The organism is Streptomyces sp. NA02950, assembly GCF_013364155.1.
Taxonomy (GTDB): domain Bacteria; phylum Actinomycetota; class Actinomycetes; order Streptomycetales; family Streptomycetaceae; genus Streptomyces.
Genome location: NZ_CP054916.1, coordinates 4,419,344 through 4,439,045, shown reverse-complemented (window position 1 = coordinate 4,439,045; position 19,702 = coordinate 4,419,344). Strand labels below are relative to the sequence as shown.

Here is a 19,702-nt window from a genome sequence, read left to right as displayed (position 1 = left end):
TGGTTGACCGTGGTTCCCCGCCCCATCGGGCACGCATCGGGCACGGGCCGTCTGTTGATCACTGACATGCCTTGCAAGGGGCTTGCCTCTGCTGCTGCGCCCTGCGTTGGACACAAGTCGTCATCGGATCGACGAGGCGTGTGTGAGCGGCCTCGAATCGTCACAGGTATCAGGTAGCTTCCAGGTAGTCCCGACCCGGGGAGGGGTAGTGGCGGAGCAGCCGGTGCAGGGGGAGTCGAGTGTTCCTCAGCGCCCTCGTACCTACGATGAAATCATCAATGACTCGTGGACCTCTGGGGAAGAGCAGAATCGTGCCAAGGCGGACTCCTTGCTCGGGCACATGGCTGCTCTTCTGTTTCAGCGGGGCGATACGAAGCACGTTCAGTTGCTTCTGCTAGTCCGTAACGCAGTCATTGAGTACGACCACGACTCCCGCTCAGACGATCTGTGGCTAGAGATTGATCCGGGCAATGAAGCAGCCTTTACCGATGAGGTCCACGCCCATCTCCGCTCGGTATTCGAGCGGGTCAGCGGTCGACTCGACTACAACGTTCCCTGGCTCGGCTTTCGTGAGACGCTGCCGCGGGTAGGTCCCGACTGGCGTCAGCGGCTGCAAGAGATGATGACCACCGATCGGCCGACTAATCAGGCGCGTCGGACCATGCCTGAAAAACCACAGTGGGTGATGGACAGGCTTGCCTTCACCAACCATGGCGAACAGCGCGTTTACCAGGCTTTGAAGCACTTGCAGGAGAAGGAGCTTCCTGCCGAAGAGACGATCTCAATTTTTCCTCTGCCGAACGGTAGGGTCTTAGGGCATACCTGGGAACCGGACCTGCTCGTGACCTACAGGGGGCGGGCCGGCGTCCTGGAGATCGATGGTCCGGACCACCGTGTACGGCGCGCTATGGATACGTCGCGGGACCACTTGCTTCGGGACGCAGGCATCGCGTACGTCGACCGAGTTCCTGTTGAGGTCATAGACAACCCACAAGAGCTGATGGCCTCGCTTAAGAGATTTCTTCGTCGGTTGCGTGAGTGTCCCTAGCGGTCACATCCTCTCTGCCTTCCTGGTGCCCCGCCGAGCCGATGTCAGGCACGGCGGTTTCGGACCGTTGACTCTAAAGGTCGAGAGGCTGTGCTGCCACCCATCGGCGCAGGAATGCGATTCCAGATGGGGTGAATCTGAAGAGTTCGTAGGGGTGTGTTTCGCCCTTCGGAAAGCGATACCTTTCGAGGTATCCGTCCTGTATCAGGTACCAAACCAATAGGTCCGAACCGACGCCGAGTCGAATGGTCCTATTTTCTGGTATCTTTCCTTTTAGTAATAGATTTCCGAATACCTCGATTACCGGTAGTTCGTTAAATCCGGCGGTGGTGCGGGTTGACGGCAGGCCGGGTTGGTCGTAGGCCGGTGGTAGGAGTCAACTACCTGGCTGGGGGCTGAAGATGACCGCTCGCCGTCCGTGTCCGCCTGCGCCGGGGCCGTTGGAGGACTATGCGGCGCGGTTCGACGACCTCTTCTTCAGTCTGGCTCAGCGGCGGGGGTTTCGCGAGTACCTGACGGGACTGCTGGCACCACGGGAGCGGAACAAGACGATCACATGCCTGGCAGGGGCGGAGCCGGTGGCGGGTGCGGGGACGGCGGGGGTGCAGCGGCTGCAGTTCTTCCTGTCCGAGTCCCCTTGGGAGGCCGAGCAGGTCAACGACCGGCGGCTTGAGCTGCTGCGTGAGCAGTCGGCGACGGCTCCGCACGACGGCGGGGTCATCGTGATCGACGATTCCGGGGACCGTAAGGACGGCACGGCCACCGCGCACGTGGGCCGACAGTGGCTGGGCCGGTACGGCAAGACGGACAACGGCATCGTCACGGTGACCACGGTGTGGACCGACGGCCGTGTGTACTACCCGCTGCACGCGGCTCCCTACACCCCCGCCCACCACTTCACCCGCAGCCGCTCCGACCCGGACTTCCGCACGAAACCACAGCTGGCCGCTGCCCTCGCGGCCCGAGGGAAGGAGGCCGGCTTCGGCTGCCGGGCGGTGGTCGCCGACTGCGCCTACTCGGTCAGCGACGACTGGTACCTCGCACTGCGCGAGGCCGGCCTGGCCTACGTGGTCGCGCTCAAGCCGCACCGCGGCACCTGGGCTCCGGCCGACCAGCCGCACACCCCCATCGAAGCCGCACACTCACTGGCCTGGCGCGATGCCAGGCATCCAGGCGACTGGATGCCCGTGGAACGTCACTTCCGTGACGGGCACACCGAGACCTGGTGGGCGGCTGATGCCCGCCTGGGCGGCTACGGCCCCGACTCTCCCTGCCGGCTGGTCGTGGCCACCACCGATCCGGGCAGCCTGCCGGAGAAGGCCACCTGGTACCTGGCCACCAGCCTGCCCCACCCCGACACACCCCACGCTGCCACCGGCCCGCACCCGCCGGCGGGCCTCGCCGAGATCGTCCACCTCTACGGACTGCGGCCCTGGATCGAGCAGAGCTACAAACAGATCAAGGACGAACTCGGCTGGGCCGACTTCCAAGTCCGCTCCGACCGCGCCATCCGCCGCCACCAGACCCTGGTCAACTGCGCCTTCTCCTTCTGCTGGGACCAGTGGTTCGCCCCACCGGGACCCCTGGATGCCACCGCGCCGGACCCATGCCCCGACGACGGGCCAGAGAGGGGGATCAACCGAACCCCACCAGCCCCAACAGCCCTGCTGGCCCAGGGCCTTACGGGCCATCCGGTCCTGGCTCACCCCCGCCATCACCCTCACCCGGTGGTGGCGAGCCTGGACGGACACAGACCCACCCTCAGAGCTCCAGGCCCTGATCGACGCGGTCACCACCGGACACGGCATTGACCTCTACCGCCGGATTTAACGAACTACCGTTACTGAGGTTGAACTCGTGGTGTCGTAGGGGCTGACGGCTCGTCGTCTGTGCGGTATCACCAGGACATGCGGTATCCACAAGGGGGCGGGCTGACCGCCGAACGGCAGCAGTTCCGCGAGGAGTTACGGCTGAAGGCGGCTGAGAGGTTCGCCCAGGGTGAGGCGAGCTCGGTGATCGCCAAGGACTTGCGCGTCAGCGTCCGCTCGGTACAGCGGTGGCGGCAGGTGTGGGACGAGGGCGGTCCGCGGGCTCTGCGGTCGCAGGGGCCGGCGTCGCTGCCGCGACTGAGCGATAAGCAGTTCGCCCAGTTGGAGGCAGAGCTGGCCAAAGGGGCGGCCGCTCACGGCTGGGAAGACCAGCGGTGGACCCTGAGCCGCGTGAAGACGGTGATCGGCCGCCGCTTCCACCTGACCTACACGGTCCAGGGCGTGCGCAAGCTGCTGGTCCGTAACGGATGGTCCTGCCAGGTCCCGGCCCGACGGGCGATGGAGCGGGACGACGATGCGGTGGCCGGGTGGGTCAAGGAGGTGTGGCCCTGCGCGGAAGGCTCGCGGCGGTGAGTGGAGCCTGGCTGGTCTTTGAGGACGAAGCCGGATTCTCCATGACGCCGCCGCAGGCGAAAACCTGGTCCCAGCGCGGCCGGACCCCGGTGGTGCGGGTCCGCGGCCGTTCGCGCAGACGGATATCGATCGCTGCGCTGACCTGCTACAAACCCGGCCACCGGTCCCGGCTGATCTACCGGCCGCGCCGGGACGACGGCCCGCGCGACGGACGCAAAAGCTTCTCCTGGCGCGACTACCGGGACCTGCTGATCGCCGCCCACCAGCAGCTCGGCGGCCCGATCGTTCTCGTCTGGGACAACCTGAACGTCCACAAAGCCGCCGACCTGCGGGAATGGGCGGCAGTCCGGGACTGGCTGACCATTTACTACCTGCCGCCCTACGCACCCGACCTCAACCCCGTCGAAGGGATCTGGTCACTGCTGCGGCGCGGTTGGCTTTCCAACGTCGCCTTCAGCACTCCCGAACACCTCGTCCACCGCATCCGACGCGGCTTACGGCACATCCAGTACCGCAGCGACCTCATAGACGGCTGCCTCGCCGAGACCGGCCTGACCATCCGACCCGCCTGAGCACCCCAGCGACATCACGAGTTCAACCTCAGTAGCGGTAGTTCGTTAAATCCGGCGGTGGTGCGGGTTGACGGCAGGCCGGGTTGGTCGTAGGCCGGTGGTAGGAGTCAACTACCTGGCTGGGGGCTGAAGATGACCGCTCGCCGTCCGTGTCCGCCTGCGCCGGGGCCGTTGGAGGACTATGCGGCGCGGTTCGACGACCTCTTCTTCAGTCTGGCTCAGCGGCGGGGGTTTCGCGAGTACCTGACGGGACTGCTGGCACCACGGGAGCGGAACAAGACGATCACATGCCTGGCAGGGGCGGAGCCGGTGGCGGGTGCGGGGACGGCGGGGGTGCAGCGGCTGCAGTTCTTCCTGTCCGAGTCCCCTTGGGAGGCCGAGCAGGTCAACGACCGGCGGCTTGAGCTGCTGCGTGAGCAGTCGGCGACGGCTCCGCACGACGGCGGGGTCATCGTGATCGACGATTCCGGGGACCGTAAGGACGGCACGGCCACCGCGCACGTGGGCCGACAGTGGCTGGGCCGGTACGGCAAGACGGACAACGGCATCGTCACGGTGACCACGGTGTGGACCGACGGCCGTGTGTACTACCCGCTGCACGCGGCTCCCTACACCCCCGCCCACCACTTCACCCGCAGCCGCTCCGACCCGGACTTCCGCACGAAACCACAGCTGGCCGCTGCCCTCGCGGCCCGAGGGAAGGAGGCCGGCTTCGGCTGCCGGGCGGTGGTCGCCGACTGCGCCTACTCGGTCAGCGACGACTGGTACCTCGCACTGCGCGAGGCCGGCCTGGCCTACGTGGTCGCGCTCAAGCCGCACCGCGGCACCTGGGCTCCGGCCGACCAGCCGCACACCCCCATCGAAGCCGCACACTCACTGGCCTGGCGCGATGCCAGGCATCCAGGCGACTGGATGCCCGTGGAACGTCACTTCCGTGACGGGCACACCGAGACCTGGTGGGCGGCTGATGCCCGCCTGGGCGGCTACGGCCCCGACTCTCCCTGCCGGCTGGTCGTGGCCACCACCGATCCGGGCAGCCTGCCGGAGAAGGCCACCTGGTACCTGGCCACCAGCCTGCCCCACCCCGACACACCCCACGCTGCCACCGGCCCGCACCCGCCGGCGGGCCTCGCCGAGATCGTCCACCTCTACGGACTGCGGCCCTGGATCGAGCAGAGCTACAAACAGATCAAGGACGAACTCGGCTGGGCCGACTTCCAAGTCCGCTCCGACCGCGCCATCCGCCGCCACCAGACCCTGGTCAACTGCGCCTTCTCCTTCTGCTGGGACCAGTGGTTCGCCCCACCGGGACCCCTGGATGCCACCGCGCCGGACCCATGCCCCGACGACGGGCCAGAGAGGGGGATCAACCGAACCCCACCAGCCCCAACAGCCCTGCTGGCCCAGGGCCTTACGGGCCATCCGGTCCTGGCTCACCCCCGCCATCACCCTCACCCGGTGGTGGCGAGCCTGGACGGACACAGACCCACCCTCAGAGCTCCAGGCCCTGATCGACGCGGTCACCACCGGACACGGCATTGACCTCTACCGCCGGATTTAACGAACTACCGGTAGCGGTAGTTCGTTAAATCCGGCGGTGGTGCGGGTTGACGGCAGGCCGGGTTGGTCGTAGGCCGGTGGTAGGAGTCAACTACCTGGCTGGGGGCTGAAGATGACCGCTCGCCGTCCGTGTCCGCCTGCGCCGGGGCCGTTGGAGGACTATGCGGCGCGGTTCGACGACCTCTTCTTCAGTCTGGCTCAGCGGCGGGGGTTTCGCGAGTACCTGACGGGACTGCTGGCACCACGGGAGCGGAACAAGACGATCACATGCCTGGCAGGGGCGGAGCCGGTGGCGGGTGCGGGGACGGCGGGGGTGCAGCGGCTGCAGTTCTTCCTGTCCGAGTCCCCTTGGGAGGCCGAGCAGGTCAACGACCGGCGGCTTGAGCTGCTGCGTGAGCAGTCGGCGACGGCTCCGCACGACGGCGGGGTCATCGTGATCGACGATTCCGGGGACCGTAAGGACGGCACGGCCACCGCGCACGTGGGCCGACAGTGGCTGGGCCGGTACGGCAAGACGGACAACGGCATCGTCACGGTGACCACGGTGTGGACCGACGGCCGTGTGTACTACCCGCTGCACGCGGCTCCCTACACCCCCGCCCACCACTTCACCCGCAGCCGCTCCGACCCGGACTTCCGCACGAAACCACAGCTGGCCGCTGCCCTCGCGGCCCGAGGGAAGGAGGCCGGCTTCGGCTGCCGGGCGGTGGTCGCCGACTGCGCCTACTCGGTCAGCGACGACTGGTACCTCGCACTGCGCGAGGCCGGCCTGGCCTACGTGGTCGCGCTCAAGCCGCACCGCGGCACCTGGGCTCCGGCCGACCAGCCGCACACCCCCATCGAAGCCGCACACTCACTGGCCTGGCGCGATGCCAGGCATCCAGGCGACTGGATGCCCGTGGAACGTCACTTCCGTGACGGGCACACCGAGACCTGGTGGGCGGCTGATGCCCGCCTGGGCGGCTACGGCCCCGACTCTCCCTGCCGGCTGGTCGTGGCCACCACCGATCCGGGCAGCCTGCCGGAGAAGGCCACCTGGTACCTGGCCACCAGCCTGCCCCACCCCGACACACCCCACGCTGCCACCGGCCCGCACCCGCCGGCGGGCCTCGCCGAGATCGTCCACCTCTACGGACTGCGGCCCTGGATCGAGCAGAGCTACAAACAGATCAAGGACGAACTCGGCTGGGCCGACTTCCAAGTCCGCTCCGACCGCGCCATCCGCCGCCACCAGACCCTGGTCAACTGCGCCTTCTCCTTCTGCTGGGACCAGTGGTTCGCCCCACCGGGACCCCTGGATGCCACCGCGCCGGACCCATGCCCCGACGACGGGCCAGAGAGGGGGATCAACCGAACCCCACCAGCCCCAACAGCCCTGCTGGCCCAGGGCCTTACGGGCCATCCGGTCCTGGCTCACCCCCGCCATCACCCTCACCCGGTGGTGGCGAGCCTGGACGGACACAGACCCACCCTCAGAGCTCCAGGCCCTGATCGACGCGGTCACCACCGGACACGGCATTGACCTCTACCGCCGGATTTAACGAACTACCGGTAGGCGCCGTTCTGTATCGCCGTATCGGTGGTTCAGGATGCCTAGCCTCGATCGTTCATGAGGGGTCGTCAGTTTGCTGGCGGACTCTTTGGGGTGGGGGTTTCGGCGTCTGGGCAGGCTGACGGCCCGGTTGTCGCGTCGGGTGGGCGCCGGGTTCCACGGCTCCGGTCGGGGGTGGTGCTGCTCGCAGGGACGGGAACGTGCCGGTCAGCCGGGGTTCGGGAGGACGCGGAGCCGGTCCAGGGCATCGCTGATCACGTCGGCCCAGGGCCAGTGCCTGGCCAGGCGGAGGTAGCGGCGGCGGCCGGTGGTGATGAGCTGCGCGGCGGCGGAGAACAGCCGAAGCCGAAGGCGGCGGGGCTCCCACAGGCGGGCCTTGCCGGTGAGAGCGAGCAGGGGCATCCAGGCCAGCAGGTCCAGGGCGATCTGGACGATCTCCAGCCAGATCTGGTTCTGTGCGGCGCCGTGGTGGGGAAGGTTGCGCAGGCCGGTGGCGCGGGCGGCGCGGATGCGGTCCTCAGCACGGGCACGCTGGCGGTGGCGCAGTTCAAGGGCGGCGATCGCCTCGCCCGCTGTGTTGGTGGCAAAGCAGGTCAACCGCATGCCGTCGGCGTCGGTGAAGCGCAACTGGGCACCGGGGTGCGGCCGTTCCTTCCGCACGATCAGCCGCAGCCCGTTGGGCCAGCCGGTCAGGCAGTCGCCGCCGAGTTCGGCAACCCAGGCGCCGTCGCGGATGTCGCCGTCGGGTTCGACGGCCGGTGTCCAGGCCGAGGCCGGGACCTTCAGGACGGCCTGGTGGATGGCGTCGGTGATGGTCATGCCGACCGAGTACGACAGCCACCTTCCGCGCCGGGCGAGCCAGGCGACGAACTCGTGGGTGCCTCCGCCGGAGTCGGTACGGATCAGCGTCTGCCGGCCGCGCCGGAGCCGTTTCGGCAACTGGGCCAGGGCCAGTCTGGTGGCCTCGATGTGGTCGGCGGCGGTGTTGGAGCCCGCGTTGCCGGGCCGCAGCAGGCCCACGACCGGCTCGCCGGACCCGCTGCGGCCGTGGTCGACGAATCCCATCAGCGGGTGGTGGCCGAACGTCTTCTTCCAGGTCGCGGCTGCGTCCTGCTTCTCGGAGTGGGCCAGGACGAGGACGCCGTCGATGTCCACGATCACCTGCCCGCCCGTGTCCGGCGCTGCTTCACCGGCCAACCGCCATACGCGTTCGCGTACTTCAGCACGGGCGGTGCGCAGTGCTGCCAGGACCCGCTGTCCGCCCGACGCCAGCGTGTTGATCAGCCGGGAGACCGTGGGGTCGGAGGCTACCGGCCCGAACACGGCCGGCTCAGCCCGCAGCAAGCCCACGTCGGCCAGGCAGTCCCCGCCGAGTGCCACCGCGAGCGCGACATCCAGCAGGATCTTGCCCGGATCGTGCACCGCCCGGGCCTTCCGCCACGGCTCAAGCGCCGCCGATATCGCCGTGTCGAGACCGGACTTGCGGATCGTCTCGACCAGCAGCACGGCCCCGGCCTGCGAGACGACCCCACGACCGCCGCCCTCGACGCGGACACGCGGGTAGGACCCGATACGCTTCTTCACCTGGAAAGTGCCTCCGGCGGTGGCGGGAACAAGGACCTCAGCAATTTTCATTCTCGCTGGTCAGAGGCACTTTCTGCTTTCTTGATCACCAGTCGGACAGCCCGCCTCGTGAAAGCGCGAGGCTAAGCTCACCCGGCTGGACCGTGCGCTGCTGGCTGCCCTCCTCCATGCTCTCCCGCCGGGCACGCCAGCTACCGCTCATCGTCTCGCCGGACACGGTCCTGCGCTGGCACCGCGACCCTGTGCCGCTCGAAAAGTCATCGCTGTATGTCATGCCGCGTATCTGTACTCGTTGATGAGGCCGCCGAGGATCCGGGTGCGCAGGACTTTGCCGGTGCTGAGGCTGTGCATCGCAGCGGGTTGTTCGTGGGCGTCGGGTGGTAGCTGGTTGCGGGCCTGGTGAGGTCGGTGTTCGTTGTAGTGCTGCTCGTAGGCCGCGAGGACGTGGCGGGCGTGGGCCTCGTTCATGATGAGGATGTGGTCGAGGGCTTCGTGTCGGATGCTGCCGATGATGCGTTCGCAGTGCGCGTTCATGCGGGGAGCCTGTGGCGCACTGTTGAGGATCTCCATTTCCTCGGCCTGGAAGACGGCGTCGAAGGCTTCGCCGTACTTGCCATCGCGGCCGCGTAACAAGAAGTGCAGGGAGTCGATGCGTATGCCCAAATCGGCGGTGAGATTCCGCGCCTGCTGCACCTGAAGGGTGTCAATATTCCGATCAGGCTGCTGAGCTGGTCCTTTCCTGTGGATTGAGCCGCTCAGCGTACGCGGCCAGTGTGTACGGCCGTCTGCCTTGCCAGATGTTGTCAGGGCAGAAGGCGAAGTGCTCAGCAGCGACCAGGAGGGCGTCCTCTTCAGCTGTGGGTGGGGCTGCAACGCTGAGGTGCAGGGGGGAGAAGCCGACCGCGACGACACGGGCACCGAACCGGTTCTCCCAGTCGCCGACGATCGCGGAGAACTTCGCCGTGTCGTTGTCGTAGTTGGCGGGACCGGACCATCCTGCCGCTGTGAGGGCTTCTGCGCCGGATGCGGCCGGCTGCGATGACTCCTCCGCAGCCATCGCCTCCTGCGGCGGCCGACCGGTGCACCGGCCTGGGAGATCTCGGCGAGCACCTCGGCGACCGTCTCCCAGGTCACCCGCAACCGCGACCACGCCTCCCGCTCCACCTCCAGCCTCCCCGTCAGCTCCGCGATCCGGGACTCCTACGAACCGAGCCGCACCCATCAACGTTCGCCACGACTGCTGCACGGCGAGCAGGACCCCCATCTCCCCCTCTCACGGAGCACAGGTGTATTCCGGCCGACCCGAGAGGTACGTCGCTCGCTCTTGTGCGGTGAAGTTTCGGTGGACGGCCCTACAGATTCTCCTGATGGCATCGGTCTGGCCGGGTAGAGCGACCTCCCACAGTCTTGCCCTGCGATCGATCCCGCCGGTGGCCAGGCCATGGCCACCGGGGCTGAACGCCACAGAGGTCACGTAGCCGACATGGCCTGTGAGAGTGGTGCGGGTGCCTCCGGCGGCGACATCCCACAGTTTCGCCGTGCCGTCGTTGCTCGCGGTGGCGAGGGTGTGGCCGTCGGGGCTGAACGCCACGGAGGTCACGCCGTCGCTGTGGCCGGTGAGTGTGGTGCGCAGGCGGCCGGTGCCGGTGTCCCACAGCTTCGCCGTACGGTCGATGCCGCCGGTGGCGAGGGTATGGCCGTCGGGGCTGAACGCCACGGAGGTCACGCCGTCGCTGTGGCCGGTGAGTGTGGTGCGCAGGCGGCCGGTGCCGGTGTCCCACAGCTTCGCCGTACGGTCTTCGCTTGCGGTGGCGAGGGTATGGCCGTCCGGGCTGAACGCCACCGACCACAGGCCGTCGCTGTGGCCGGTGAGTGTGGTGCGCAGGCGGCCGGTGCCGGTGTCCCACAGCTTCGCCGTACGGTCGATGCCGCCGGTGGCGAGGGTATGGCCGTCCGGGCTGAACGCCACCGACCACAGGCCGTCGCTGTGGCCGGTGAGTGTGGTGCGCAGGCGGCCGGTGCCGATGTCCCACAGCTTCGCCGTGCCGTCGTCGTTCGCGGTGGCGAGGGTATGGCCGTCCGGGCTGAACGCCACCGACAAGACGTACTTCACGTGGTCCGTGAGGACGGTGCGCAGGCGGCCGGTGGCGGTGTCCCACAGCCGAGCCGTGCCGTCCCAGCCGCCGGTGGCAACGGTGCGGCCGTCCGGACTGAACGCCACCGACATGACGGAGCCCGTGTGACCGGTGAGTGTGGTGCGTGTGTGACCTACTGCGATGTCCGAGAGGCGTGCTGTTCGGTCTTCGCTTGCGGTGGCGAGGGTGTGGCCGTCGGGGCTGAACACCACGGAGCTCACGCCGTCGCTGTGGCCCGTGACAGTGTTGCGAAGGACACCGGTCAGGGTGGTGTCGCCGGTTGCGGTGGAAAGGGCCCACAAGCGGACCCAATGGTCCTTGTCGCCGGTGGCGAGGGTGTGGCCGTCGGGGCTGAACACCACCGACGTCACGCCGTTGCTGTGGCTGGCCGGAGTGGTGCGCAGGTGGCCGGTGGCGGTGTTCCACAGTTTCGCCGAGCCGTCTTCGCTCCCGGTGGCGAGGGTGCGGCCGTCGGGGCTGTATGCCACCGAGGTCACACCGTCGTGGTGGCCCGTGAGTGTGGTGCGCAGGTGGCCGGTGGCGGCGTTCCACAGTTTCGCCGAGCCGTCTTCGCTCCCGGTGGCGAGGGTGCGGCCGTCGGGGCTGTATGCCACCGAGGTCACACCGTCGTGGTGGCCCGTGAGTGTGGTGCGCAGGTGGCCGGTGGCGGCGTTCCACAGTTTCGCCGAGCCGTCTTCGCTCCCGGTGGCGAGGGTGCGGCCGTCGGGGCTGTATGCCACCGAGGTCACACCGTCGTGGTGGCCCGTGAGTGTGGTGCGCAGGTGGCCGGTGGCGGCGTTCCACAGTTTCGCCGAGCCGTCTTCGCTCCCGGTGGCGAGGGTGCGGCCGTCGGGGTCGTATGCCACCGAGGTCACACCGTCGTGGTGGCCCGTGAGTGTGGTGCGCAGGTGGCCGGTGGCGGCGTTCCACAGTTTCGCCGAGCCGTCTTCGCTCCCGGTGGCGAGGGTGCGGCCGTCGGGGCTGTATGCCACCGAGGTCACACCGTCGTGGTGGCCCGTGAGGCGGTGCCGGAGGGGGAGGCTGGCTGCAGAGTAGAGGGCAAGGGCGGCGGCTGCCGTGGGGTGAGTCCGATATGCCTGTACGGCGAGCAGGGAGGCCAGATCGGGATCGGTGTCGGTGAGGCCCTGGGACTGAGCGGCGAGTTGTCGGGACAGGGCGATCTGCTGAGCAGCGACAGCGGTCTGACGTTGCCACAAGGCCAGACCCGTGGCGATCAGGGCCAGGACAAGGGCCCCGATCAGAATGAGGTTGATGCGCTTGGTACGACGCAGCGCCGCCTTCTGGTTGTGGTGGCTTGCTTCGAGGAAGTCCGCGACGGGGCCGGGCAGTCCGCGCTGGTGGGACCAGTCCAGGCCGTCGGCCAGGGCGGTGCCGTGCAGGAGGTCCTCAGGGTCGTGGCGTCGGGCCCAGCGGGCGCGTTGTTCCTCGGCTCGGTGCAGCCATGTGTGGAATTGCTGGTCTTCGGCCACCCAGTCACGCAACTCGCCCCAGTCCTGGGTCAAGGTGTCGTGGGCGAGTTCGGCCACCACGCCCACAGGTGGGGGCCCTGGGTCGCGGGCGTGGGTGGTGATGATCCTGTGCCGGGTGAGTGCAGCCAGGACCGCGTCCGTCGTCTGGTCGGCGGGCTCGGAGGCAGGCGGTCTTGGCGAGGTCCGGGAGGAGCCGGAGGCGAGGTCGCGCAACACGTCGAGTGGGACCTGCTGGCGGATGGCGGGGATGCGTCGGACGGGGTCTGCGGGCCGTACCAGGGCGGTGAGGAGACGACGTGCGGTGGTCCGTTGGGCGGTGGGCAACCGGTCGAGGGCGGTGTTGCACCAGGTGGTGAGAGTTCCGTTGATCTGTCCGATGTGCTCGTAGGCGGTGTGTGTGAGGCAGCCGTCGTCACGGCGCTCCCACAGCTGGCGCAGCGTCAGTTGCAGGGGGACGAGTGCGGTGACGGGTGCTGCCCGGGCGGGAGTGCCACGGAGGTCGGCGGCCAGGACGTCGGCGATGATCCGTTCGGTGAGTCCGGATTCGAGACGCAGGCCGGCCGCCCGGGCGGGGTGGGTGATGATGGCGTGCAGGTCCTGCTGACTCAGGGTGGCAGGCACGTTGACCAGGCCCGGCGAGGCGGCTTCCAGCAGTTGCGGGGCTTCGGCGGCCATACGAGGGTAGAAGTCGTCCCGCATGATGATGATCACCACGGCCGGTACAGGTGACCGGATCAGCTCGGTGATCTGCTCGGTCGCAGTCACGGACGCCTCCCCGCCGGATGGGGCCGTCTGGGCGGGAGGCAAGGGTGACGGGACGGCGGCCGGGCCGCTCAGGATCTCCTCGAACTGGTCGATGACCAGGACCAGACGATCACACAGGGTGTCTCCGTTGACCCGCTGCCGAGCAGCGGCGGTGATCCCGTCGGCCGCGGCACCGGGTAACCCATGGCGTTCCAGCGCAGTGGGCAGGTGTTCTCCGGGGCGGACGACGACGGGACGCCACCGGTCGCTCCCAGGCAACCGCCCACCGGCCAGAGCGGGGAGGACACCGGCTTGGACGAGGGAGGACTTACCCGATCCGGAGGGGCCCAGCAGCAGAAGTGCCCGCCGCTGCCCGGCCAACGCCGTGAGAACCGTGTCGACAGCGATGTCGCGGCCGTGGAACCACGCCGCTTGCTCGCTCGTGAACGGTTCCAGGCCGCGGTAGGGGGACACGGCATGCTCAACGGCCCCGGGCCGGATCCGGCGCAGGGCTTGGGTGGGCGTTGCGTAGGCGATGCCCTGGCCGCGAAGGTGCTCGTCGGCTGCGGTGATGGCGGTGACCATGCCGATCACCAGGCCGGTGACGTCGTCGACGACCGGACCCCCACTGAATCCCCGGGTCAGGTCATTGGCCCCGGTCAGCTGCAGCAGGCCGTCCGTGCCGTCGTCGGGCAGTAGGTCACCGGCCACCGCATAGCCGAAATGGCCCCCGGGGGGTGCCTGGCCGGGAAAGCCGAACGAGCGCACCGCGTGTCCCCGGCAACCGGCAGCGGAACCGAGTTCCAGCACCTGCGCTGCGCCCGGGGTCTCCCTCAGCCGGACGACTGCGACGTCCTCGGCTTCCGGGTCGCGCCAGGATTCGGCCGGGACATCGCCTTCAACCCACGGTGCCCCTTGCGCATGAGGGAAGACGATCCGTACCCGGTCGCCCGGACCGTATCCGCCGGCCCTCAGCACGTGAGCGCAGGTGACCACCGCATCGTCACCGATCAGGAAACCGGCCCCGACCGTTTCACCCCGGCGGGACTGGATTCGGGCCACCCCCGACTTCATGCCTGACCTCCGTCCGCCCTGTGACCCGCATCCGTACTCACTGCCGCGGTATCCCGCTCGCCGCGGATCTCAGTGGGCGTTGTCGCCGGACGCGCTGCGCCAGGCTACGGTCACCTTCAGGTGGCAACCCACCTCACTCTTGGCGATCACAGCACCTGCCTGCGCCGCCAGATCCACCCCGAACTCGATCTCGACCTCGTCCGGACCCGCCTGCCGCAGCTGTTCCAGAGCCGTTCGCGCCAGGTCCGTCACCGGACGGAGCTTCTCCCGCACGGTCAGCGGCAGATCCTGGATCACCTCGCCGACCCGGCCCGCCTTCACAGGCCCGTCCGACACCTCAGGCGTCTCGGGAGTCTCGACCAGAATCGAGCCCCCGTCCTCCAACAGAAGTCGCGCGAGAACACGCACAGTTCCCCCTCCTCTCGCAGCCCCGCCCTTCACGGGATTGCGCAGATGGATCAACAAGCTAACCAACCAGCAGAGGCAGCGTCGGGCATTCGCAAAATTCGTCCTGCCCTCGACGCAGGCCGAAGACCTTCAGCCGTCGGACCCCACACCGGGGCGCACCCTGCCTCTGTGAGTTCTCAGAGGGCATTTGATCTAGGCGTATTGCCCTGTATGCCCTAGCCTCGATCGTTCATGAGGGGTCGTCAGTTTGCTGGCGGACTCTTTGGGGTGGGGGTTTCGGCGTCTGGGCAGGCTGACGGCCCGGTTGTCGCGTCGGGTGGGCGCCGGGTTCCACGGCTCCGGTCGGGGGTGGTGCTGCTCGCAGGGACGGGAACGTGCCGGTCAGCCGGGGTTCGGGAGGACGCGGAGCCGGTCCAGGGCATCGCTGATCACGTCGGCCCAGGGCCAGTGCCTGGCCAGGCGGAGGTAGCGGCGGCGGCCGGTGGTGATGAGCTGCGCGGCGGCGGAGAACAGCCGAAGCCGAAGGCGGCGGGGCTCCCACAGGCGGGCCTTGCCGGTGAGAGCGAGCAGGGGCATCCAGGCCAGCAGGTCCAGGGCGATCTGGACGATCTCCAGCCAGATCTGGTTCTGTGCGGCGCCATGGTGGGGAAGGTTGCGCAGGCCGGTGGCGCGGGCGGCGCGGATGCGGTCCTCAGCACGGGCACGCTGGCGGTGGCGCAGTTCAAGGGCGGCGATCGCCTCGCCCGCTGTGTTGGTGGCAAAGCAGGTCAACCGCATGCCGTCGGCGTCGGTGAAGCGCAACTGGGCACCGGGGTGCGGCCGTTCCTTCCGCACGATCAGCCGCAGCCCGTTGGGCCAGCCGGTCAGGCAGTCGCCGCCGAGTTCGGCAACCCAGGCGCCGTCGCGGATGTCGCCGTCGGGTTCGACGGCCGGTGTCCAGGCCGAGGCCGGGACCTTCAGGACGGCCTGGTGGATGGCGTCGGTGATGGTCATGCCGACCGAGTACGACAGCCACCTTCCGCGCCGGGCGAGCCAGGCGACGAACTCGTGGGTGCCTCCGCCGGAGTCGGTACGGATCAGCGTCTGCCGGCCGCGCCGGAGCCGTTTCGGCAACTGGGCCAGGGCCAGTCTGGTGGCCTCGATGTGGTCGGCGGCGGTGTTGGAGCCCGCGTTGCCGGGCCGCAGCAGGCCCACGACCGGCTCGCCGGACCCGCTGCGGCCGTGGTCGACGAATCCCATCAGCGGGTGGTGGCCGAACGTCTTCTTCCAGGTCGCGGCTGCGTCCTGCTTCTCGGAGTGGGCCAGGACGAGGACGCCGTCGATGTCCACGATCACCTGCCCGCCCGTGTCCGGCGCTGCTTCACCGGCCAACCGCCATACGCGTTCGCGTACTTCAGCACGGGCGGTGCGCAGTGCTGCCAGGACCCGCTGTCCGCCCGACGCCAGCGTGTTGATCAGCCGGGAGACCGTGGGGTCGGAGGCTACCGGCCCGAACACGGCCGGCTCAGCCCGCAGCAAGCCCACGTCGGCCAGGCAGTCCCCGCCGAGTGCCACCGCGAGCGCGACATCCAGCAGGATCTTGCCCGGATCGTGCACCGCCCGGGCCTTCCGCCACGGCTCAAGCGCCGCCGATATCGCCGTGTCGAGACCGGACTTGCGGATCGTCTCGACCAGCAGCACGGCCCCGGCCTGCGAGACGACCCCACGACCGCCGCCCTCGACGCGGACACGCGGGTAGGACCCGATACGCTTCTTCACCTGGAAAGTGCCTCCGGCGGTGGCGGGAACAAGGACCTCAGCAATCCTCATTCTCGCTGGTCAGAGGCACTTTCTGCTTTCTTGATCACCAGTCGGACAGCCCGCCTCGTGAAAGCGCGAGGCTAGGTTGATCTTGTACTGCCGTAGAGACTTCTTGTCGATCTGATCCGGTCCGCTCCCCTTGCGGCGATGACACGTGGGGCAGAGGGCGATCAGGTTCTCGAACCGATGCTCGCGAACTGTCGCCCAGTCGTCGATGTGCTCGATGTCCACTGGGTGGCGACGGCATGTCGGGATGGCACAGCGGTGCCCGGCTTCAACTAGGACACGCCGTCGAAGCTCGGCAGGAAGGGCGGGTCGACCTTCAGGCATGAGGGAAGCGTAAAGGTCCTCGCTGACAGGTACTCGAGTAGAGAGGATCCCGTCACCGCAGTCGGTGGAGCGGGTTTGGGCGGTGGCCTGCCCGGTCTGGGGTCGGGCATGGTCAGGGGGCCGTACGCTGGTTGGCAACTCGGGCAGGCTTTGGACCTGCCCGCAATTAGCACGAGTGGCCCCCTGGCCTTGCCCGACGCGGGACCCGGACCGGGGAGGTGCCTAAAGCCGTGGAGCCGACCCTCAGCCACGACGTACCCCTTCTCCTCAGCAAGGTGCTTGCTGCTGGCGCGCGGTCCGGCGGTCGGGCCGGAGCGGGGCGGAGACATGAGCGGCGGCCCGCGCCGCCGGGCCGCGCGCGCCGCGCTTGCGCGGCGCCTTGAACCCGTAGAGAAGGTTGTAACTCACCTCTTGCGCTTGGCGCGTTCGCGCTCCGCGATGGTGATGATGCGCTCGACGCCGTCGATCTGGTGACGGAGCCTGTTGAGCACGTCGGTGCGAGCCGACTTGATGAGGTGGTCCGTGGTCGGCTGGGTGCCCGTGACGGTTCCGCTGGGGACCCAGAACGTCTTGTGGCTGCACTCGCGGACGATGTCCTGGCAGGTGCGGATCACCCAGTTCATCGCGATCGTGATCTCGGCGCGGTGCAGGTCGTCCAGTTCCCAGCCGTCATTGGTCTCGGGTCGGGGTGTCATTGGTCAGCCTTCTGGGGTGCGACGAGCTGGGCGGTGACGGTGCGGCCGTGCTTGCTGCCGGTGATGTCCAAGCGGCAGGCCAATGCCATGACGATGCTTAATCCGCGGCCGCGGGTGTCGTATGGGTCGGCCTCTGCACCACGGGGTTCGTCGGGGTGGCCTCCCTCGTCGGTTACGGAGATCGCGACGGTGCGCGGCAGCAGGGACAGGGTGAGCTGGAAGGTGCCGAAGTCGCTGCCGCTCGTGGTGTGGCTGACGGCGTTGCTTCCCAGCTCGCTGACGATCAGCTCGGCATCATCCGCACAGGGGTGTCCGCTGAGGATCTCCCGGGTCCAGCGGCGGGCGCGAGTCACTTCTTCTCGGAAACCTGGGCACATCAGCCCCCAAACTCGCGGGCTACTCATATACTCGTCCATACAAGTTCCTTCATGCTGGTAGGGGCGATGGATCGTGGGTTCGTGCTAGATGAGTCGCACGCCGTCGTGAGCACGGACGGCCGGCGGGCCGGTGTTGTCGAGCGCGTCCAGGACGCGGATTGCGTATGCCTCGTCGGCGAGCTCGGTGACTTCGTCGCGGGTGGCCCAGCGCAGAGCGCGGGTTTCCTCGCCGGTGGTCGGGGCGCCGTCGATCGCCTCGCAGCGGAAGACCATGGAGACGATCAGGCCGGTCATGTTCTTGTAAACGCCGGTGAGGGTCGCGGGAAGCGCGATCTTGACCCCGGTCTCTTCGAGGACTTCACGCTGAAGCGCGTCGGGGATGGTTTCCTCGCGTTCGAGCACGCCGCCGGGTGGCTCCCACTTACCGTTGTCCCGTCGCTTGATCAGCAGCGCTCGGCCCGCGTCGTCGACGATGACTCCGGCGACGCTCACGGAGTGCGGGCGCTCAGTGCTCACGTTCCTCGGCCCTCTCGGCTGGCTAGGCTCTCCACCGTAGCAACACCGGTCAGCCGCTCGTCTAGATACCTAAAGGAGTACGCGCGAATGGCTTCTCTCACCTCCGTCCTGGGTGCATTGGACCCGACGAGCGACCGGGCCGTGTTCCGGCAGATCGCTGACGCCCTGCGGGAAGCGATCGACAAGGGGCGCTTCCGCGAGGGCGACAAGCTGCCCTCGGAAACTGAGCTGGTCGACCACTTCGGGGTCTCGCGTATGACCGTCCGGAACTCGCTCTCCCTGCTCCAGCAGGAAGGGCTGGTGGTCTCCGAACACGGGAAGGGTGTCTTCGTCCGGCCCCGGCCTCCGGTCAGGCGGCTCGCCTCGGACCGCTTCGCCCGGCGTCACCGCGATCAGGGGAAGTCGGCGTTCACGGTGGAGGCGGAAGCCGCGGGGAGCCGTCCGGAGGTCGACGGCCTGGAGGTGAAGGAGGAGCGGCCGTCGCCGGATATCTCTGCTCGGCTGGGCTCACCCCGTAAGGTCCTCGCTCGGCGGCGCCGGTACCTGCTGGACGGGCGACCGGTGGAGTTCGCGACCTCCTACCTCCCGCTCGACCTCGCCCGGAACACTCCGATCGCCCAGCCCAACCCCGGGCCCGGCGGTATCTATGCCCGGCTGGAGGAGATGGGGCACCGCCTGGACCACTTCGACGAGGAGATCCGGGCCCGGATGCCCTCCCCTCAGGAGGTGCGGACTCTCCAGCTCGCCTCCGGTGTGCCGGTGATCCACCTTGTCCGGACCGCCTACGACTCCGAGGGGCGTGCGGTTGAGGTCTGCGACACCGTGATGGCTGCTGACGCCTACGTCCTCGCGTACCAACTCCCTGCCAACTGACCGGTGCCCGGGGCGTGGTGGCCCCGGCGTCACTTCTTCTGACTCGTACGCACGAAGATGCATACTCGTATAGACGAGTGGGCAAGCTGTGTGGCAAGGTGGTCTTCGTTCCCGGCAGTTCGGGTTCGAACCCTCCAACTCATCTAGATGACTAGGTGGGCTGAAGTGCGAGACAAGGAGAAAGTGTTGCGTTCCATCCGCGTTGAGACCTCCGGTGCCACGGTCCTGCTGACTGAGGCGCCGGAGCCGAAGGTCAAGGACCGGCAGACCGGCGAGATCGCCAAGGATGCCCAGAGCGGTGAGGTGCTGATGCGGCTCGGCGTCGTCTTCATCGACGGCGGGGAGTCCTCGCTGCTTCAGGTCACCGTGCCGGAGAGCGGCGTGACGGAAGGGCTGGCCCTCGGTTCGCCGGTCACGCTGATCGGGCTGATCGCCCGGCCGTGGGAGACCGTGTTCAACGGGCAGCAGCGGCACGGGATCGCCTTCCGTGCCGACGCCATCGCTCCGGCCGAGATGCCCGTTGGGGCGGGGGTCTGAGCCCG

Annotated in this window: 17 protein-coding genes and 1 pseudogene; 8 read left to right on the top strand and 10 right to left on the bottom strand. The window is 68.4% G+C overall.

Annotation, left to right across the window (positions count from 1 at the left end; translation table 11 throughout):
* Positions 1-208 precede the first annotated feature (208 nt).
* From HUT19_RS19245 to HUT19_RS19220, 6 genes are all read left to right on the top strand, one after another.
* Positions 209-1,048, top strand: a complete 840-nt coding sequence (locus tag HUT19_RS19245; RefSeq protein WP_176181665.1) for a hypothetical protein — start codon at positions 209-211, stop codon at positions 1,046-1,048.
* Positions 1,049-1,488: 440 nt separating this feature from the next.
* Positions 1,489-2,859: an IS701 family transposase gene (locus HUT19_RS19240; protein ID WP_254885339.1), complete on the top strand. Its 1,371-nt coding sequence runs from the start codon at positions 1,489-1,491 to the stop codon at positions 2,857-2,859.
* 96 nt (positions 2,860-2,955) lie between these two features.
* On the top strand, positions 2,956-3,450 hold the full coding sequence (locus HUT19_RS19235; protein WP_176178559.1) for a winged helix-turn-helix domain-containing protein: 495 nt from the start codon (positions 2,956-2,958) through the stop codon (positions 3,448-3,450).
* A gap of 41 nt (positions 3,451-3,491) precedes the next feature.
* Positions 3,492-4,022 carry a transposase gene (locus HUT19_RS19230; protein ID WP_254886098.1) on the top strand — a complete coding sequence of 177 codons (531 nt, stop codon included), beginning with the start codon at positions 3,492-3,494 and terminating at the stop codon, positions 4,020-4,022.
* Positions 4,023-4,193: 171 nt separating this feature from the next.
* The gene (locus tag HUT19_RS19225) at positions 4,194-5,564 is read left to right on the top strand and encodes an IS701 family transposase (RefSeq protein ID WP_254885339.1); all 1,371 of its coding nucleotides are present in this window, start codon (positions 4,194-4,196) and stop codon (positions 5,562-5,564) included.
* Between the two features lie 169 nt (positions 5,565-5,733).
* Positions 5,734-7,104 carry an IS701 family transposase gene (locus HUT19_RS19220; protein WP_254885339.1) on the top strand — a complete coding sequence of 457 codons (1,371 nt, stop codon included), beginning with the start codon at positions 5,734-5,736 and terminating at the stop codon, positions 7,102-7,104.
* Between the two features lie 237 nt (positions 7,105-7,341).
* Here the strand turns inward: HUT19_RS19220 and HUT19_RS19215 are convergent, their stop codons facing one another.
* The 10 genes and pseudogenes from HUT19_RS19215 to HUT19_RS19170 form a co-directional block, all read right to left on the bottom strand.
* Entirely contained in the window at positions 7,342-8,718 is a 1,377-nt protein-coding gene (locus HUT19_RS19215; protein WP_176178549.1) for an IS1380 family transposase, read from the bottom strand.
* Between the two features lie 270 nt (positions 8,719-8,988).
* Entirely contained in the window at positions 8,989-9,411 is a 423-nt protein-coding gene (locus tag HUT19_RS19210) for an integrase core domain-containing protein (RefSeq protein ID WP_176181664.1), read from the bottom strand.
* A gap of 22 nt (positions 9,412-9,433) precedes the next feature.
* Positions 9,434-9,739, bottom strand: a pseudogene (locus tag HUT19_RS43090) (DUF4253 domain-containing protein); the annotation flags it as partial.
* Positions 9,740-9,991: 252 nt separating this feature from the next.
* A complete protein-coding gene (locus HUT19_RS19200; protein ID WP_254885651.1) occupies positions 9,992-14,161 on the bottom strand; it encodes a trypsin-like serine protease in 4,170 nt (1,389 codons plus the stop codon).
* Positions 14,162-14,230: 69 nt separating this feature from the next.
* Positions 14,231-14,569 carry a CU044_2847 family protein gene (locus tag HUT19_RS19195; protein ID WP_176181662.1) on the bottom strand — a complete coding sequence of 113 codons (339 nt, stop codon included), beginning with the start codon at positions 14,567-14,569 and terminating at the stop codon, positions 14,231-14,233.
* 381 nt (positions 14,570-14,950) lie between these two features.
* The gene (locus tag HUT19_RS19190; RefSeq protein ID WP_176178549.1) at positions 14,951-16,327 is read right to left on the bottom strand and encodes an IS1380 family transposase; all 1,377 of its coding nucleotides are present in this window, start codon (positions 16,325-16,327) and stop codon (positions 14,951-14,953) included.
* Positions 16,328-16,387: 60 nt separating this feature from the next.
* Positions 16,388-16,699, bottom strand: a complete 312-nt coding sequence (locus HUT19_RS44315; RefSeq protein WP_176181661.1) for an HNH endonuclease — start codon at positions 16,697-16,699, stop codon at positions 16,388-16,390.
* Positions 16,700-17,103: 404 nt separating this feature from the next.
* Positions 17,104-17,394 (bottom strand): hypothetical protein, encoded by a 291-nt coding sequence (locus HUT19_RS19180; protein ID WP_176181660.1) that lies wholly within the window; start codon positions 17,392-17,394, stop codon positions 17,104-17,106.
* Positions 17,391-17,747: an ATP-binding protein gene (locus HUT19_RS19175; RefSeq protein ID WP_368661698.1), complete on the bottom strand. Its 357-nt coding sequence runs from the start codon at positions 17,745-17,747 to the stop codon at positions 17,391-17,393. The genes HUT19_RS19180 and HUT19_RS19175 overlap by 4 nt, the downstream gene beginning before the upstream one ends.
* A 108-nt stretch (positions 17,748-17,855) precedes the next feature.
* Entirely contained in the window at positions 17,856-18,263 is a 408-nt protein-coding gene (locus HUT19_RS19170; RefSeq protein WP_176187036.1) for an NUDIX hydrolase, read from the bottom strand.
* 111 nt (positions 18,264-18,374) lie between these two features.
* Here HUT19_RS19170 and HUT19_RS19165 point away from each other — a divergent pair, with 111 nt between their 5' ends.
* Positions 18,375-19,160, top strand: a complete 786-nt coding sequence (locus HUT19_RS19165; RefSeq protein ID WP_176181658.1) for a GntR family transcriptional regulator — start codon at positions 18,375-18,377, stop codon at positions 19,158-19,160.
* Positions 19,161-19,346: 186 nt separating this feature from the next.
* Positions 19,347-19,697 (top strand): hypothetical protein, encoded by a 351-nt coding sequence (locus HUT19_RS19160; protein WP_176181657.1) that lies wholly within the window; start codon positions 19,347-19,349, stop codon positions 19,695-19,697.
* Positions 19,698-19,702 lie beyond the last annotated feature (5 nt).

Bases quoted from the DNA above. Each gene is read 5' to 3' on its own strand.
- HUT19_RS19235 (WP_176178559.1), top strand. From the start codon at position 2,956: ATGCGGTATCCACAAGGGGGCGGGCTGACCGCCGAACGGCAGCAGTTC.
- HUT19_RS19230 (WP_254886098.1), top strand. From the start codon at position 3,492: ATGACGCCGCCGCAGGCGAAAACCTGGTCCCAGCGCGGCCGGACCCCG.
- HUT19_RS19200 (WP_254885651.1), bottom strand. From the start codon at position 14,161: ATGAAGTCGGGGGTGGCCCGAATCCAGTCCCGCCGGGGTGAAACGGTC.
- HUT19_RS44315 (WP_176181661.1), bottom strand. From the start codon at position 16,699: ATGCCTGAAGGTCGACCCGCCCTTCCTGCCGAGCTTCGACGGCGTGTC.
- HUT19_RS19180 (WP_176181660.1), bottom strand. From the start codon at position 17,394: ATGACACCCCGACCCGAGACCAATGACGGCTGGGAACTGGACGACCTG.
- HUT19_RS19165 (WP_176181658.1), top strand. From the start codon at position 18,375: ATGGCTTCTCTCACCTCCGTCCTGGGTGCATTGGACCCGACGAGCGAC.